Origin of the sequence: Acidocella sp. MX-AZ03 (assembly GCF_027626035.1) — a bacterium.
Taxonomy (GTDB): domain Bacteria; phylum Pseudomonadota; class Alphaproteobacteria; order Acetobacterales; family Acetobacteraceae; genus Acidocella; species Acidocella facilis.
This window is the reverse complement of record NZ_CP110774.1, coordinates 863,150-879,308: the sequence shown is the minus strand read 5'-3', so window position 1 is coordinate 879,308 and position 16,159 is coordinate 863,150. Positions and strand designations below refer to the sequence as shown.

At 66.4% G+C, this 16,159-nt stretch carries 18 protein-coding genes, 1 tRNA gene, 1 pseudogene and 1 riboswitch; of the genes and pseudogenes, 12 read left to right on the top strand and 8 right to left on the bottom strand.

The features are described 5' to 3' along the window. The first annotated feature begins 8 nt into the window (after positions 1-8). Positions 9-425 carry an acyl-CoA thioesterase gene (locus GT370_RS04920; RefSeq protein ID WP_008492890.1) on the top strand — a complete coding sequence of 139 codons (417 nt, stop codon included), beginning with the start codon at positions 9-11 and terminating at the stop codon, positions 423-425. Here the strand turns inward: GT370_RS04920 and GT370_RS04915 are convergent. Genes GT370_RS04915 through GT370_RS04905 form a run of 3 tightly spaced genes read right to left on the bottom strand, consistent with a single transcriptional unit; the run spans position 397 to position 2,954 of the window. Beyond that, positions 397-828: a GNAT family N-acetyltransferase gene (locus GT370_RS04915; RefSeq protein WP_008492891.1), complete on the bottom strand. Its 432-nt coding sequence runs from the start codon at positions 826-828 to the stop codon at positions 397-399. The two genes, GT370_RS04920 and GT370_RS04915, sit on opposite strands and share 29 nt — an antisense overlap. Beyond that, positions 828-2,414 (bottom strand): PhoX family protein, encoded by a 1,587-nt coding sequence (locus GT370_RS04910; protein ID WP_270183971.1) that lies wholly within the window; start codon positions 2,412-2,414, stop codon positions 828-830. Before GT370_RS04910 ends, GT370_RS04915 begins: the two co-directional genes overlap by 1 nt. A 3-nt stretch (positions 2,415-2,417) precedes the next feature. After that, positions 2,418-2,954 (bottom strand): outer membrane protein assembly factor BamE, encoded by a 537-nt coding sequence (locus GT370_RS04905; protein ID WP_008492894.1) that lies wholly within the window; start codon positions 2,952-2,954, stop codon positions 2,418-2,420. 69 nt (positions 2,955-3,023) lie between these two features. On the opposite strand from GT370_RS04905, the gene GT370_RS04900 reads away from it, so the two are divergent. From GT370_RS04900 to GT370_RS04845, 11 genes and pseudogenes are all read left to right on the top strand, one after another. Further along, positions 3,024-3,593, top strand: a complete 570-nt coding sequence (locus tag GT370_RS04900; RefSeq protein WP_240376569.1) for a DUF177 domain-containing protein — start codon at positions 3,024-3,026, stop codon at positions 3,591-3,593. A gap of 108 nt (positions 3,594-3,701) precedes the next feature. Continuing rightward, a complete protein-coding gene (gene rpmF / locus GT370_RS04895; protein ID WP_008492897.1) occupies positions 3,702-3,905 on the top strand; it encodes a 50S ribosomal protein L32 in 204 nt (67 codons plus the stop codon). 52 nt (positions 3,906-3,957) lie between these two features. Beyond that, entirely contained in the window at positions 3,958-5,010 is a 1,053-nt protein-coding gene (plsX, locus tag GT370_RS04890; protein ID WP_026438649.1) for a phosphate acyltransferase PlsX, read from the top strand. Continuing rightward, positions 5,003-5,989 (top strand): beta-ketoacyl-ACP synthase III, encoded by a 987-nt coding sequence (locus GT370_RS04885; RefSeq protein ID WP_008492899.1) that lies wholly within the window; start codon positions 5,003-5,005, stop codon positions 5,987-5,989. Before plsX ends, GT370_RS04885 begins: the two co-directional genes overlap by 8 nt. A gap of 109 nt (positions 5,990-6,098) precedes the next feature. After that, complete coding sequence (locus tag GT370_RS04880; RefSeq protein ID WP_270183970.1) at positions 6,099-6,407, top strand: integration host factor subunit alpha; 309 nt, start codon at positions 6,099-6,101, stop codon at positions 6,405-6,407. 12 nt (positions 6,408-6,419) lie between these two features. Next, positions 6,420-7,064 carry a MerR family transcriptional regulator gene (locus GT370_RS04875; protein ID WP_008492901.1) on the top strand — a complete coding sequence of 215 codons (645 nt, stop codon included), beginning with the start codon at positions 6,420-6,422 and terminating at the stop codon, positions 7,062-7,064. Positions 7,065-7,194: 130 nt separating this feature from the next. Next, positions 7,195-7,271 (top strand) — tRNA-Pro (locus tag GT370_RS04870). 97 nt (positions 7,272-7,368) lie between these two features. Then, complete coding sequence (locus tag GT370_RS04865; RefSeq protein WP_008492903.1) at positions 7,369-8,241, top strand: NAD(P)-dependent oxidoreductase; 873 nt, start codon at positions 7,369-7,371, stop codon at positions 8,239-8,241. Positions 8,242-8,265: 24 nt separating this feature from the next. Continuing rightward, positions 8,266-8,330: riboswitch (Fluoride riboswitch) on the top strand. Positions 8,331-8,410: 80 nt separating this feature from the next. After that, a complete protein-coding gene (crcB, locus tag GT370_RS04860; protein ID WP_008492904.1) occupies positions 8,411-8,848 on the top strand; it encodes a fluoride efflux transporter CrcB in 438 nt (145 codons plus the stop codon). After that, on the top strand, positions 8,848-9,642 hold the full coding sequence (locus GT370_RS04855) for a hypothetical protein (protein WP_270183969.1): 795 nt from the start codon (positions 8,848-8,850) through the stop codon (positions 9,640-9,642). Before crcB ends, GT370_RS04855 begins: the two co-directional genes overlap by 1 nt. Before the next feature lie 80 nt (positions 9,643-9,722). Next, positions 9,723-10,942 (top strand): annotated as a pseudogene (locus GT370_RS04845) (cation:proton antiporter). Positions 10,943-11,019: 77 nt separating this feature from the next. On the opposite strand, the gene GT370_RS04840 reads toward GT370_RS04845, so the two are convergent. From GT370_RS04840 to GT370_RS04820, 5 genes are all read right to left on the bottom strand, one after another. Next, a complete protein-coding gene (locus tag GT370_RS04840) occupies positions 11,020-12,123 on the bottom strand; it encodes a glycosyltransferase (protein WP_270184352.1) in 1,104 nt (367 codons plus the stop codon). Between the two features lie 239 nt (positions 12,124-12,362). Next, positions 12,363-13,163: a hypothetical protein gene (locus GT370_RS04835; protein ID WP_270183966.1), complete on the bottom strand. Its 801-nt coding sequence runs from the start codon at positions 13,161-13,163 to the stop codon at positions 12,363-12,365. Positions 13,164-13,413: 250 nt separating this feature from the next. Continuing rightward, entirely contained in the window at positions 13,414-14,088 is a 675-nt protein-coding gene (locus tag GT370_RS04830; RefSeq protein ID WP_270183965.1) for a glycosyltransferase, read from the bottom strand. Beyond that, positions 14,061-15,680, bottom strand: coding sequence for a glycosyltransferase (locus GT370_RS04825; RefSeq protein ID WP_270183964.1), 1,620 nt, complete (start codon positions 15,678-15,680; stop codon positions 14,061-14,063). Before GT370_RS04825 ends, GT370_RS04830 begins: the two co-directional genes overlap by 28 nt. Next, a complete protein-coding gene (locus GT370_RS04820) occupies positions 15,674-16,147 on the bottom strand; it encodes a hypothetical protein (protein ID WP_270183963.1) in 474 nt (157 codons plus the stop codon). The genes GT370_RS04825 and GT370_RS04820 overlap by 7 nt, the downstream gene beginning before the upstream one ends. Between the last annotated feature and the right edge of the window lie 12 nt (positions 16,148-16,159).

The following is a 16,159-nucleotide window of genomic DNA, read 5'->3' as shown; positions in this document are numbered from 1 at the left end:
GTCTGGCCATGCAGCTTTCCGATTTCCCGCTGAAATCCCACGACAAGATCCGCTATAGCGATGTGGACCGGCAGGGCCATGTGAATAACGCCGTCTTCGTCACCTATCTGGAGACGGCGCGGACGGATTTGCTGGAGCAGATCGTCCCCGGCTTCTGGGACTCGGCATACGGCATTGTCGCGGCGCGGCTGGAGCTGGATTATCGGGCGGAATTATTCTGGCCCGGCATTGTCGAGACCGGCACCGCCCTGGCCTCGATCGGCCGGACCTCGATGGTGATCGAGCAGGCGATGTTCCAGGAGGGGCGGCTGGTGGCGCAGGCGAAGACGGTGCTGGTGCTGATCGACGCCAAGACCCACAAGCCGGTTCCGGTGCCGGACGATCTGCGCGCCAAGCTTATGGCGTTTGTACGACCTTCCGCATGAGCCGGTGCGGGATGCCGGCATCGAGATAGACCGGCCCTTCCGCGACATAGCCGAGCGCCTCGTAGAACCCGATCGCATGGGTCTGGGCTTCCAGCATGAAAATGCGGGCAGGGCAGGCGGCCTCGATGCCCTGCATCACCGCCTTGCCCAGCCTGAATTTGCGAAACGGGGCGGCGACGGCGACCCGGCCGATTTTCCACACACCTGGCGCTTTTTCCACCGCCCGCGCCGTGGCGGCGGGCTGGCCCTCATGGCGCAGCAGCACATGGGTGGCGCTGGCGTCCAGCGCGTCCAGCTCTTCCTCCGGCGGCACTTTCTGCTCCTGCACGAACACCGCCATGCGGATGGCAAAACACGCCTCCAGCTCCGGCGAGCCGGGCAAAGCGCGCAGGATCTCGGCCATTATTGCGTGACCAGCCCGATGATCGTTGTCTGCGGCGGCATGTTGGGCTGCAAGGTCGGCCAGCGCGTCTCCGGATGGTCGAAGCTCGCCCCCGGTGTCGCGCCGGGATGGCGCACCGCGCCAAAGGCGGTCTTGCTGTTGGCATCGAAGGCCACACCGCCGGCGGCGGCGCCCACCGGCGCCAGATAGGCATAGGCCAGGGCGCCGGTCGCTGGGCCGCTGGTCTGCATGATGAACAGCCCGTCGGCGCTCTGTTCGGTATCGCCCTTCTGGTCGGTGCCGATCCAGAGATTGCCCGCCGGATCAACCGCCAGCGTGCGCGGCTTGCGCAGCCAGGCCTGGCTGCCGGGGCCGTATTGCGTGCCCTCGCGCAGCGCCGGATTGCCGGCGACAAGTGCCAGCGTGGCGGGGAAATGCCGGGCTGTGGCATCGCCGCCGGGCAGGGTGAAGCGCAGGATATGCCCCTCGCCGCCGCCAGGATTCAGCGAATCGGCAACACTGCGTTGGGCGTTGCCGGCGCAGGCCATATAAAGTGCGCCGCCATCCTGGCTCAGCGCCAGCCCGGCCGGAGCGTCGAAGGTCTCGCCGCCGGCGGTGGCGCCGGCATTGGCCAGCCCCGCCAGAGTCGGCACGTCATTCGGCAGGGCCACCCAGTCGATTCCATCGCCACCCAGCACCGCCACGCTCAGCGTGCCGGAATCGAGCGCGGTGCCGTCCTGGGCGTTGGTCGCGGCGACGAAGCGGAAGAGCATGCCGGCCTGCGCGTCCTGGGTGAAGAACAGCACCGGGCGGCCATCCTTGCTCTGGGTGGCGAGCAGCCCGGCGCGGGCGATGCGGCCAATCGCGGTGCGCTTCACCGGAATATAAAGCGGGTTCAGCGCATCCAGTTCTACCACCCAGCCATAGCGCGCGCCCTGGCCCGGGTCGCCATAGCCAAAGCCCAGGCCGGAGAGGCGGTTGAGCCAGGGGCCGGCATCGCCCTCGGCCAGCAGCACATTGCCCCAGGGCGTGGCGCTGCCGGCCTGCACCGCCAGCACGCCTTGCACAGTGCTCCCCACCTGCGCGGCGGCTGGGCCGGAGAGCTGGCAGAGCGTGCCATCGGAGAGGCGGCGGGTCTGATAGCCGCCCACCACTGTCACCCAGCGCCCGGCCTGATATTGCAGATTGACCACCGTCACACCCTGCTCGCGCCCGGCGATGGCGGGGCGGTCCATCCCGCCGGGAAACAGCATATTGGCCGGGGCGGTCGGGTTGGCCGTCACCAGCACCAGGCGCGGGATATTATCCTGCGCCGGCGGCGGGGCGATCAGCGCCGCGATCACCGCATCATAAGGAAACTGGTTATCCGCCTGCGCCAGGCTCAGCGCATCGGGGGTGAAAGGCGGCGCATCCGGCTGCAGCAGATCGCCCCAGCGGGCGATCACCAGCCGTGAGAAGCCGGGGCCGATCTTGTCGCCCAGCCCCGGCGCCTGCGGGTTGGCCGGGTTGTAGCCGAGATAATAAGGCGGGGTCGCCGCCATCTGCGCGCCAGCCCCGCCGGCGGCGAGGCTGGCAATGCCGGAGAGCAGCAGCGTGCGCCGGCGCATCGGCTAGAAGCTGCTGCCGGAGCTGCCGCCGCCGATATCGCCGGAGCTGCCGCCCAGGGAAGCGGCACCGCCAGCGCTGCTGTCGGAGGCCGTGCCCAGCGGGTTATAGCTGCCGACACCGCCGATCAGCTGCTGCAGGAAGCCGGCGGAACCGCCCGGAACCGGCGTCTGCTTGCCGTCCATATCGACGCGGATACCGTCCTTGAGATCCTTGCGGACATAGGATTCATAGGTGCCGTTGCCATTGAACGTGACGACCACGACGCTCTGCTTCTTCACGCCCTCGGTCTGGCCGATCCGCATCTTGGTGATCTGCGAGACATAGACCCAGTTATTCGGGTCATATTGCTCCACGAAGGTCGGCGGGCCGATCAGCGCCTGCACATCCGCCTGCTGCGACACGCCCGGGGTGAGCTGCTTCAACTCATCATTCGTCACCGCAATGCCGCGATAATGCGGCGCGTCGGAGAAGATGGCGCAGCCGGACAGGCCCGTCAGGGCGCAGAGAAGCAGGCTTTGGGACAGCTTGGTCAGGCGCACGCGTCTATCCTTAAACATTGGGAGCGATCTCTCGCCCGGTTGGGTCTCATGGCAGGGGCTTACGTGTCAATGCGCAGCGTCTATATTGCACGAATGACGGAAGAATTCAGCTATCCGGTGAAGGCCGGGCAGATCAAGGACCAGAAGCTCGACTACAGCCTGAAGGCGGACGAGGCGCAGCGCGCGGCGCTGGCCAAACGCTTCGGGCTGGTGGCGCTGGCAAAGCTCGAAGGGCAGTTCACCCTTTGGCACGAACGCTCGGGTATCATCGCCGGCACGCTGAAAATGCGCGCGGCTTTGACCCAGACCTGCGTGGTCAGCCTGGAGCCCATCGATGCCAAGCTGAACGAGACCGCTGCGCTGCGCTTCGTGCCGGAGGCGCATATGGGCCAGGCGCCCCGGGTTGAGGATAGCGACGAGGATGAGGAGGACATCACCCCGGACTCCTTCGATTCGCCCGACGAAATCCCTTATGCCAATGATATCATCGACCTCGGCGCCGCCCTGGCCGAGCAGCTGGGGCTGGCGCTGGACCCGTATCCGCGCAAGCCGGGGGCAAGTTTGCCGGAAGAGGCCAGCGACCATAGCGCCAACCCTTTCGCCGCCTTGGCCGCGAGGCTGACCAAGCCCGAGGGCTAGTACCCTGTTTTCCAATATAATGAGCAGCTATGACTTGCGATGCGTTCAGGCCTCTGCTACGCGGCGCCTTCCATAATACTCAGACTGTTTTCTGTAAGGCGTTTTGTCATGGCTGTTCCTAAGCGAAAGACCTCTCCCTCCCGCGCCGGCATGCGCCGCAGCCACCAGGCGCTGACCGCCAACGCGCATGCCGAGTGCGCCAATTGCGGCGAGCTGAAGCGCCCCCACCATGTGTGCGCCCATTGCGGCCATTATGACGGCCGTGAAGTCGTCGGCGCCGGCAAGGAAGCCAAGGGCGTCGTTCGCGTCTAACCGCTATGGCGGTATGGCGTGAAATGGTGGTGTAACCCGAGACAGGGGCGAGATGAGCCAGAGCAGTAAACTGGCAGTGGATGCCATGGGTGGTGACCACGCGCCGGACGCGATTATTGCGGGGCTCGACATTGCCGCGGAACGCCATCCGCAAGCGCAATTCCTGATTTTCGGCGACGAGGTGCGGCTGCGTCCGGTCCTGGCCAAGTGCAAGCGCCTGGCCGGGCGGTACGAGCTGCGCCACGCCGCCGAAGTGATCACCGGTGACATGAAGCCGACGGTGGCGCTGCGCCTGCGCGATTCCTCGCTGCGCCGGGCCATCGATGCCGTGCTGGCCGGCGAGGCCGAAGGCGTGATCTCCGCCGGCAATACCGGCGCGCTGCTCGCCCTCTCCAAAATCGTTCTGAAAACGCTGAAGGGCATTGACCGCCCAGCCATGGCCGCCATCGCCCCGTCCGCCAAGGGCGATGTGGTGATGCTCGATCTCGGGCTCAACGTGGTTTATGATGCCCGTAATCTGGTCGAGTTCGCGCTGATGGGCACGGTGTTTGCCCGCATTGTGCTGGGGCTTCCCACCCCCACATTCGGCCTGCTGAATATTGGCTCCGAGGAAGGCAAGGGGGATGAAACCCTGCGCGCCGCCTCCAATACTTTGCGCGAAAGCCCGATCGCCGGGCAGTTCTACGGGTTCGTCGAAGGCCACGACATCGCCGCCGGCACCGTGGATGTGGTGGTGACCGACGGCTTCACCGGCAATGTCGCGCTGAAGACCGGCGAGGGCGCCTTGAAGCTGGTAGGCGACCTGCTGCGCCAGGTTTTCTCCGCCGGGCCGTTCGCGAAAATGGGCTATCTCTTCGCCCGTGGCGCGCTGAAGCGCCTGAAGGAAACCTTGGACCCCCGCCGCTATAATGGCGCGGTGCTGCTGGGGCTCAATGGCGTGGTGGTCAAATCCCATGGCGGCACCGATGCGCTGGGCTTCGCCCATGCGGTGGATGTGGCGCTGGACATGATCGCCAATGATTTCAACAGCCGCATCGCCGACGCCCTGACGGCGATGGACCACGCCATCCTCTCCGAAGCCCCGGTGCCGAACCAAAATGGTTGATGACAATCTGAGCTTTCGCCGCGCCGTGCTCACCGGCATCGGCGCCTATCTGCCTGCGCAAATCGTCACCAATGCCGATATGGCGGCACGGGTGGAGACCTCGGATGACTGGATCACCGAGCGCACCGGCATCAAGCAGCGCCATTTCGCCGCCCCGCATGAAACCGCCGCCTTCATGGGCGCCGAAGCCGGGCGCCAGGCGCTTCAGAAGGCCGGGCTGGCGCCGGAGGCGCTGGGCGCGATCATCGTCGGCACCTCCACCCCGGATCAGGCTTTTCCCTCCACCGCCGTGCATATCCAGGCGGCGTTGGGCGCGAAGAACGCTTTCGGCTTCGACCTCGCCGCCGCCTGCTCGGGCTTCATCTATGCGCTCTCGGTCGCGGATGCGATGCTGCGCGCCGGGCAGGTGCAGAGCGTGCTGGTGATCGGCTCCGAGGTTTATTCCCGGATCCTGAATTTCGAGGACCGTACCACCTGCGTGCTGTTCGGTGACGGTGCCGGCGCGGTGCTGCTGGAAGCCAAGAGCGTGACCAAGGATGGCCCTGGCGTGCTCTCCACCCATCTGCACGCCGATGGCAAGCTGGCGGATATTCTCTATGTGGATGGCGCTGTCGGCCAGCCCGACAAATCCGGCCATCTGGTGATGCATGGGCGCGAGGTGTTCCGCCATGCGGTGACGCTGCTGGCCGGCGCGGTGAATGAGGCGCTGACCGAGAACGGCCTCACCGCCGCCGATATTGATCTGCTGGTGCCGCACCAGGCCAATCGCCGTATCATTGACGGTGTCGGCAAGAAGCTCGGCCTGCCGGATGAGCGCGTTATCGTCACTGTCGACAAGCACGCCAACACCTCCGCCGCCTCCATCCCGCTGGCGCTGGCGGTGGCGATGGAAGAAGGCAGGGCAAAGCCCGGCCAGCTGGTGCTGCTGGAAGCCTTGGGCGGCGGCCTGACCTGGGGCTCGGCCCTGCTGCGGCTGTAAGCCAACTAAAAAGCGTTTAAGATCAGCACCTCGCCACGAGTCGCCACCATTTCACGCGAATCGGTCAAGAACTGATTGACCGCCAAGCCGCTCGTGCTAATCTTGCAAAATGAACACTTTGACGCGTGCACAGCTTACCGAGGCGATCTACGCGAGTGTCGGCTTGTCGCGGCACGAATCGGCGGATCTGCTTGAGCATGTCCTGAACCGGATCGCGGATGCGCTCGAGGTTGGAAAATCCGTTAAAATTAGTGGCTTTGGCACTTTTTCTGTCAGGCAGAAGGGGCGCCGTATTGGCCGGAATCCGAAAACCGGTGTTGAAGTCCCGATCCTGCCGCGGCGCGTTCTGGTGTTTCGCCCCAGCCAGATGTTGCGCGACGCGGTGAATGGCGGCCCGTCCGCCCCAAAGACTGACTGAGCGAAGGATCGCATGGTGGATGAAGAATTTAACGCGGCGCTGGATGACGGCGTAGCGTCCGACCTGAACCATGAGGCCGGGCGTCCGCGTATCCGCAAGGCCGCCGATGCGTTCCGTACCATTTCCGAAGTCGCTGACGAGCTGCATGTGCCCCAGCATGTGCTGCGCTTCTGGGAGACGAAATTCCCGCAGGTGCGGCCGCTGAAGCGCGGCGGCGGGCGGCGCTATTACCGGCCCGAGGATGTGGCGCTGCTGCGCCGGGTCGCGGATCTGCTTTATACTCAGGGCTATACGATCAAGGGCGTGCAACGTCTGCTGCGCGATTCCGCGCCGAACCACGCCGCTGAGCCGGCCCGCCAGACCGCGGTGGAATTGCCGCTGGACCAGCCGCCCGTGCCGGTTCCCGTTCTGGTCCCGGTGATCGATGCCTCCGAGACCATGCTGGTTGAGGAGGTGGTGCAGACCGAGGCCGCGCTGGGCGACGACATAACGCCGCTTGAGGATGAGGCCGCGCCGTCAAGCCCGGAGCCGGTCCTGGTGGAGGATGCGCCGGCGCCCCGCCAGCCTCTGGCGCCCGAGGACGAGATCCTGCGCCTGCGCGCGCTGCTCACAGAAACTTTGGTGGCGTTGGAGGCGATGCGCGGGGTTCTGCGCTGATTGCCTGATAAGCCTCTCGCAACACAAACCGCCGCGCCCGCTGGGCCGGCGGTTTTGTTTTAGCCATCGGTTTTATCGCCTCTGCCCCTTGGCGGCGCGCGCCCATGCTGCTACAGCCTCGCCCCACGGCCGGAGCGTAGCGCAGCCTGGTAGCGCATCAGTCTGGGGGACTGGGGGTCGTGGGTTCGAATCCCGCCGCTCCGACCATTTTCCATCTCATAAATCCTTGTTCATCAACGCTTGAACCCCCAATTCAGCGATGATTTGGCGCGCCCCGTGGCGTACCGCGAACAGGATCAAACGCATGAAAATCGGATTTATCGGGCTGGGGCAGATGGGCCACGGCATGGCGGCGAACCTCATCAAGGCCGGGCATGAGGTCACGCTTTATAACCGCACCCGCGAGAAGGCGGTGGGGCTGGATGCGCCGATCGCCGCCACCCCCGGCCAGGCCGCCGCCGGCAAGGAAATCATATTCACCATGCTCGCCAATGATGCGGCGCTGGAGGCGGTGCTGCATGGGCCGGATGGGATTCTGGCGCATCTGCCCCAGGGGGGCTTGCATATTTCCTGCAGCACCATCGCGGTCGCCACCGCTGAGATGCTGGAAAAAACCCATGCCAAGGCCGGGCAGCGTTATCTCTCCGCGCCGGTCTTTGGCCGGCCGGATGCCGCCGCCGCCGCCAAGCTGTTCATCGCCGCCGCGGGGGCCAAGGCGGATATCGAGGCGGCGCAGCCGCTCTTCGATGTCATCGGCCAGCGCAGCTTCGTGCTCAGCGAAACCCCCTCCCATGCCAATCTGGTCAAGCTCAGCGGCAATTTCCTCATCGTCTCGGTGATCGAGGCGCTGGGTGAGGCGCTGGCGCTGGTCGGCAAGGGCGGGGTGGATAAGGCGGCTTATCTGGAGCTGCTCACCTCCACTCTGTTCAACGCGCCGGTTTATAAAATCTATGGCCAGATCCTGCTGGAGCAGAAATTCTCGCCGCCCGGCTTCGCCGCGCCGCTCGGCCAGAAGGATATTCGCCTGGTGCTGCAGGCTGCTGAGGCGCTCAACGTGCCGCTGCCGCTCGCCAGCCTGCTGCGCGACCGCTTCCTGACGCTGATGGCGAATGGTGGTGAAAATCTGGACTGGGCCGCCATCGGCGCGCTGGCGGCGAAGGATTCCGGCCAGGCTTGAGCCGGCGCCCCGTTCCTTTTAGAACAGAGGCACGGGGATGGAGTCCCCCAAAACCGCTCCTTCGGGGAGCTGATGACTCCTGCACGGATCATGCGCTTTGCATGGAACGCTGCGGGAGTTTTGTGCCTGATTGGCATCTCCCGCGGCATTGAAGAAGGAGAGAGAGACCATGCTGCAAACCCTGGTTGTCGCGCTGGGCGGGGCCATCGGCTCGGTCGGGCGCTATTGGGTGGCCCTATTCTTCGCCTCGGTCAGCAAGAATCTGCCCGTTGGCACCATCATCATCAACATCATCGGCTCCTTCGCCATCGGGTTTTTCGGCTCGCTGACACTGAGCCATGGCAAATTCCCAGCACCCGAGCCGGTGCGGATCTTCTTCATGGTCGGAGTCTGCGGCGGTTTCACCACCTTCTCCTCCTTCAGCCTGCAGACGCTGGATCTGCTGCGCGGCGGGGCGCCGGGCCGGGCGTTCCTGAACATCTTCGTCTCCGTGCTGTTCTGCCTGGCGGCGGTGGCGGCGGGGTACGCTTTGGGCACGCATCTTGGCGGCACCAGTGCCCAGGTGGCGGAGGTGGCGCAGAATGCGATCGAGGAGGAAGCCTCCTGATGTTGCGCGTGCTCGCCCTGCTCACCGAAACCGCGACGGCGGATCAAATCCTCTCCGCCAGCGCCTGCCTGCTCGCCCAGGCTGGCCCCACCGCGATCACGCTGCTGCACCCGCTGGCGCAGAGCGACCCTGACTTCATGCCCACCGAAGAGGTCCACACCGCCCGCACCGATGCCCGCTTCGCCGCCGCCCAGCAGGCGCTGGCGGTGGAGCTGGCGCAGCGCGCCGATGCCTGGCGGCAGTCTGGCCTGCCCAGCCTGGAGATCCGCGCCGGCGCGCCTGAGCAGATCGTCACCGCGGCGGCGCGGGAGGCGGATCTGATCCTGCTCGCCGCCCCGCAGGGCGATGCCGATGCCCGGGCGCTGCTGGACCTGCTCTTGCTGCGCCTGGCCAAGCCGGTGCTGTTGCTGCCCCGGCAGATGCCGCACAGCTTCGCCCAGAGCATCGCCATCGCCTGGTCGGATGCCGACAATGCCGCCGCCCGGGCCATCGGCGCGGTGCAGGCGCTGCTGCGCGCCTGCCAGCGCGCCACCATCCTGCTGGGCACCGACAGCCCCCATGCTGCGCCGCCGCCGCAAGCTTTGCTGGACAGCCTGGAAGCCGCCGGCCGCCCGGCGCGGCTGCATGAATTCGCCCTTGCCGGGCGCCATGTCGGCACCGCCTTGCTGGCGGAGGCACATGCGGTCGGCGCGGATTTCCTGGTCATGGGGCGTTTACCCATGGCAGGCTGCGCGAAATCCTGTTTGGCGGCGCCACCGCCGAGGTGCTGCGGCAGCTCGATCTGCCGGTATTGATGCAGCATTGACCAGGCTGGGTCGATTTTGCCCCGAAATCTCGCGACTCTCTTCCAAAGCACCTTATATCCCCTAGCGATATGAATGATTTCCTGACCTCGATGCTGAGCCTGCTGGTGGTGGCGACCCTGGTGGCGCTGATCGCCCATCGTTTGAAACTGCCCTACACGGTCGGGCTGGTGCTGGCCGGCATCGCCCTGGCGGTGAGCCCGTTCCAGGCCGGGCTGACCCTGACCCAGAGCATCATCTATGAAATCATCCTGCCGCCTCTGCTGTTCGAGGCCGCGATCAATATCCAATGGAAGGATCTGCGTCAGGATGCGCTGCCGATCCTCACCCTGGCGCTGCCCGGCACGCTGATCTCGGCCGCCTTCGTCACCGCCGCTTTGCATTTCGGCCTGGGCTGGCCGTTGCCCCGGCCTTGATGTTCGGCGTGCTGATCGCCGCAACCGACCCTGTCGCGGTCATCGCCATGTTCAAGGATAATGGCGTGCGCGGCCGGCTGCGGCTGCTGGTGGAGAGCGAGAGCCTGTTGAATGACGGCGTTGCCGCCGTGCTGTTCGCGCTGGCGTTGGTCTGGGTGCAGGCGGCGGGGCAGGCGCATGTCGGCGTCGGGCAGATTGGCGGGCTGCTGCTGGTCACGGTCGGCGGCGGCATCCTGGCCGGGGCGCTCTGCGCCGGGGTGGCGATTCTGCTGGTGCGCGGCACCGAGGATCATCTGGTGGAGAGCACCGTCACCGCCGTGCTGGCCTATAGCGCCTTCCTGCTGGCTGAGCATTTCCACGGCTCGGGCGTGCTGGCCACGGTCACCGCCGGGCTGCTGCTGGGCAATCTCGGGCTGGCCGAGACCAAGACCCGCTTCACCGGCATGGTCAGCGTGAAGGGCAAGGAGTTCGCGCTGGAGATGTGGGATTTCGTCGCCTTCATCGCCAACTCCATGGTGTTTCTGCTCATCGGCATCACCGTGGCGGGGATTCCGTTTCATAGACTGGGAATTTGGGCGCTGGTCTTCATCATTCTGGCGGTGCTGGCCGGGCGGGCGCTGACGGTCTATCCGCTTTGCGCTTTGTTCGCGGGCTCACGCTGGCGCATCGAGCCGCCTTGTCAGCACGTGCTCTGGTGGGGAGGCTTGCGCGGGGCGCTGGGGCTGGCGCTGGCGCTGTCACTGCCGCTGGACATGCCGATGCATGACGAGGTGCTGGTGGCGACCTTCGGTGTGGTCGTGGTCTCGGTGGTGGGGCAGGGGCTGACGATGCCGTGGCTGCTGCGGCACTTCAAGATTGGTGGCGTGCGGGAATAGAAAACCAAGAGCGCAATCGGCGTTGAGGTTGACGCGCCAGCCTCAACCTCAACACAGATTGCTCTAAAAAAATCGACTCACTTAGCCTTGGATTTCGGCTTGGCCTTTGCCGCCGGCTTCGCCGCCGGGGCCTTCACAGGCTTCGCCGGCGCATCCGGCAGCAGCTTCGCCCCCACGATCTCCTCGATATAAGCCCGGTAGCGCGCGATATACGCATCCATGCCCAGATGCGCCTCGGCATAATCGCGCGCGCCCTTGCGCAGCTTCGCGGTCAGCTTGGCATCACCCAGCAGCCGCAGCACGTTCTCGGCCAGCTTGTCATGGTCCAGTGTCGGTGTGGAGATCCCGTTCACCCCGTCCTTGATGAACTCCGCCACCGTCACGCTGTCCGCCCCGATGATGGCGCAGCCGCAGCCCAGCGCCTCGCGCAGCGACCAGGAGGCGACGAACGGGTAGCTGAGATAAACATGCGCGTCCGAACGCTTCAGCAGGGTCAGATGGTCGCCATACGGCACCTTGCCCATGAAATGCACGCGCGAGATGTCGATCTGGCCTTCCAGCTCCTTCATCATCTTTTGCCGCCAATTGCCGCCCTCGGCGGGCATGGCGCCATAGCTGATATCGTCGCCGCCGACGAGCGAGACCACCACATCCGGCCGCGCCTTCAGGATCGCCGGCAAGGCGCGCATCATGGTGTGGAAGCCGCGATAGGGCTCCAGATTGCGCGAGACGAAGGTGATCAACTTCTGCTTCGGCGTGACGGTGAGCGGGCCGACCTTCACGGTTTTCTTGAACAGGCTGGGGTCCGGCGCGCAGAGTGACAGATCCACCCCTTCCTCGATGATCCGCATCTTGCCGCGGGCCCATGCGGGGTAGGTGTCGTACTGCCAGCGCGTCGGGGTCTGGCCCCATTGCTCCAGCGCCAGCGCCAGCAGATTGATCGTGTTCTTGCCGCGCACCGCGCCGTAATTGGTCACATGCATCGGGAATTCCGGGTCGAAATTCACGTCTGAATCATGGATGCGGTAATAGAACTCGAAATAGCCGAGGATCGGCACGCCGGGGAAGACATCGCACAGATTGAGCATCTCACCCCAGCCATGATGGCCGATGATGATATCCGGCTTGAAGCCGAGCGCCTTGATCTGGGCGAGGCCCTGATAGCCGGCCTGGGCGCGGATCGCCGCCTGCTCGAATTCCCGCGCCGCCGGAGTGAGGGATTTGGCGGCGGCGGCGGCCTTGAGTAGGTGACCTTGCGGACCCCTTCCATGTAATTCTGGTTCGGCTCGGACATGAACACGATCTCGTGCGTGCCCGGCTCCGCCTGGTTATCGGCCAGCAGGCTGCGCAGAATATGCAGATACTGGCCGGGAAAGTTCTGATGGACGAAGAGGAAATTCACGCCAGGCCTCGCCGGGTTTTACTTGCGGGCCTTGGCCGGCTTTTTGCCGCGCGGAGTCAGGGTGATCTGGAAGGCCTCCAGCGGCGCCAGCCGCTCGGCCTCGCAGGTCTCGTCATTGCCGACCGGCCCGGCCGAGGCGCCGCCGATGAATTTCGCGGAATAGGAAATATCGTACTGCTCAGCGGCTTCGCCGGAGAGACGCACACGCAGCCCCAAGAGCGGCAGCGCCATCCCGCGCGAGCCGCAATATTGCCCGGCTTCCACCCAAGGCGAGAGCCAGCCACGGCCCAGCACCGCCTGATAGGTGAAGTCCGCCGGGGCAACGCCCGCCGGCGCCTTGATCGAGAAGCCCTCGACCCAGTTCTTGCTGCCAGCCTCGCCCAGCCAGTCCCCGAAGCCAGCGCCGACATCGCCACGGCTCTGGATATGCGCCATGAAATCCATCTCCTCGGCCGGGTTCATCGCGGCGCTGGCCGGGGCAGGGGCGGCTTCAGCGGCGGCGGGCTGGTTGGCGGCGATCTGCGCCTCGCCCAGCAGCTGGCGCACCTGCAGCTTCGGCGCCGCATCCGGCAGGTTGGCGTATTGATAGATGGTCACCAGCACCTGGCCCGGCTGGTTCTTCACCCGCACCAGCGCGGCATCGCCCTCGGCATTCAGCCAGCCATCGCCACGGAAGCTGGAAATCTCGACATTCTGTGCGCCCGAGGGCGGCGGGGAGACGCGCACGCCCGGCATGCCGTTATGAATGGCAGCCCCAGGGTTCAGCTCGTTAACGAAACAGAACAGGCCCGGCGGCAGTTGCATCAGATGTCCGGTCACCTTCAGCTCCTGCAGCTTGGCGCCGCCCTGGTTGGCGGCCTCCGGCTGGGGGCGGGAGCGGGCGCTGCCGGCTTCTTGGGCGTGGCGGTGGCGGATTTGGCAGCGGCCATGGGGTGTCCTCGAAGTTAGAAATTCAAAAAGCAAGACAGCGTGGTTGCCCATATTGTTGCAGAACTTTCCACACAAGCAAGGCATGACACAGCTAACTTAACGAAGCCCGACTGGCCAGCCTGAGGGCGGCGCTGCGGGGTCAAAAATTGATCCCGAGCAGGGCGTTGTTGATCCGTTCCGCGGGCAGACCGAGCGGCAGCACGGCGCCGCGTTGGGTGGCCCGCACCCGCTCCGCCTGCGCGCCGAGATCGAACACCAGCGCATACAGCCCCGCCGCCCAGGCCTCGGTGAGGGTGAAGCACCAGGTTTCCGGGCAGATCGAGGGAATGAAGGCGAGGTCGGGCTGGATCTCCGCGATCAGGCTGTCCAGCTCCTCCGGCTTGTAGCCGCCGGTGATCTTGACCCCGGCTTCAAGCAAGGCGCCGTCCTCGGCGCTGGACCCGATGATGAAAAATTCCAAGGGCAGGGCGCGGACTTTGGCGTCCAGCGCGCAATCCAGCAGCACGTCATAGCCCTTGGTGGGGCCAATGCCGCCCAGCACCGCGATCCGCCTTGCCCCGGTGCGTGGCGGCCGCAAGGAGACCGGCTGGCTGTCATCATCCCAAGCGGTGATGCGGGGCTTCAGCCCGGGGAAATGCCGCGCCAGGCGGCGGGCCATGTCGCCGGAGGGCACGCGCACCTCCCTGGCGCCAGCGAATTCGGCGCGGGAGCGGGTGAGCAGGCGTTGCACCGGCAGCGTCTCGAACACGCCGCGCCGGTCCTGCTTCACGCAGGTTTCGCAGCCTTTCACATCCGGCTCGCCGCAATAGCGCAACGGCGCCTCCCGCGTCGGGCGGTTGAGCAGCGAGACGCGGGGCAGAAGCTGGCATAATCATGCAGCACGATGTCCTGCCGTACCCCCAGCGCCGCCGCCAGCCCACGCAGCGCCTCATGCTGGCCCAGCATATGGTGCATCTCCACCCGCTCGACCCGGAAGCCGCGCAGCAGCGCCAGCAAGGCCTCGAACTGGCAGGCGAGGTCGAAGGTCAGGTTGGGGCTGGTCTGGGTATGGCCATCGCAGAGCAAGGCCGGCCAGGGATAGCGCGGGGCCTTCCGGGTGGTGGGAAATTTCGTTGTCAGCACCAGGGGGAATTTCCCCTGCGCGCGCAATGCGGCGCAGACGCGCTCGATCTGCCGGGCCACCCCGCCGCCATGGCCATGGCTGATCAGCAGCACGCTGCGGCGCCCGGCGCGGGCCGCCTGCAGCCGTGCCGCATCCAAGGCGGCGCGGGCGGGGGCGAGCGCATCCGCCGCGCTGGCCGCTTCGATCAGCGCCCGGTAGCCCGGAAAGAGCTGCTCCAGCACCGCCTGATTGCGCCGCATCAGCGCCTGGGTGGCGCCCCGGAAGGAGACGCCGCCGCGATGCGCGACATAGGCGCCCAGCGCGGCGACGCTGGCAAAGCCGAGATGGCGTGCCCGCAGGCAGAAATCATTCTCCTCGCCATAGCCCTGGGCGAACAGCGCGGTGCGCAAAGCCCCTGTCTGTTGCAGGCAATCATGCCGGATATAGAGGCAGAACCCGACCCCGGTGGGGATCTCCGCCCAGCCCAGCCCGTTGGTTTTATGGGCCAGCCGGTCCAGCCTGGTGGCGCCCGCCAGATCCGGCATCGCATTGCCGCCGGCGGGATCGGGATAGGAGCAGAGCGTCGCTTCGTTGGAGAGTGGGGTGACGGTGCCGATGCAGGGCGCCGCATAGGCGACCTCGCGCAGTGTCGCGAAGGCATCTTTCGGGACCAAAACGTCACTGTTGAGTAATATCACATCGTGATTTTTGGCCGCGTCCAGGCCGGTATTCACCGCGTCGCAGAAGCCCCGATTCGCTTCGTGCCGCAGCAGCTCGATCTGGCCGCGCTTTGCCGCCCGGTTCAACAGGGCGGCCAGGGCCGGCTCCGGGGTGGCGTCATCGACGACGATCAGCCTTGCGCCGGGCGGCAAGGCGCGGCGCGCACTGGCCAGGGCGGCCCTGGTCTCCTCCAACCCGCGATAGACCGGCATGATGATGGCGAGCCGGGCCCGGCGCGGGCCGCGTGACGGGGCCTTGCCGCGCCGGGCCGCCGGACGCGGGCGCTGCGCGAAATCCGCCGGGTTCAGCGGCGCGCCGAGCAGAGCCCGCCCATCCGCGCCGCTGACCAGATAAGGCGGGGTGAGGGCGGCGAGGCGCCGGGCGGTGAGGCTAAACCGGTAGCGCGGCAGCAGCGGCGTGGCGTCGTCCGCCTGCAGCGCCGCGCCGCAGGTGAGGCTGAGCCGGGCGCCATTGCCGCCAGTAACGATGAGGCGCGGCTTCTGGTCCGGTGCGGCCGGGCGCACCGCCCAGCCGCGCAGCCCGCCGCGATGCGCCTCCACCACCCCTTCGATCCGGTTCAGCACCGCCTCGTCAGGTGGCGCCCCAGAAAGGGCGGCTGGCCGTGCTGGATGCGTGTCCCTTGCGCATCCATTCCCTGAAACCCGCCATAGCCGGCATTCAGGCTGATATGCTGCAGGAACGCCGGCAGCTGCGGATCCTCCCCCAGACAATGACGGGCCAACAGCTCCTCGGCGGCGCGGGCGGCGGCGGCGGCATCGCCCTGGATCTGCGCGGCGATGGCCAGGCCAATCCAGGCGGTGGCGCTGTCATGCTTGGCCGCGATCTCGGCGAAACGCGCCGCCGCCCGCTTCGCACCGTCCGGCCCGGCCGCCAGCTCGCGCTGCGCCAGTTCGAGATCGATCCTGGGGTCTTTCGGCGCCAGCCGCTTGGCGCGCTGCAGCCAGAACAGCGCATCCTCGCCCGGACGCTGCGCCCGTAGATAGGCGGCGGTGGCGGTGCTGGGGTCTGCCGTGCCGGGCGTTTTGCTCAAGCGCGGATGCGG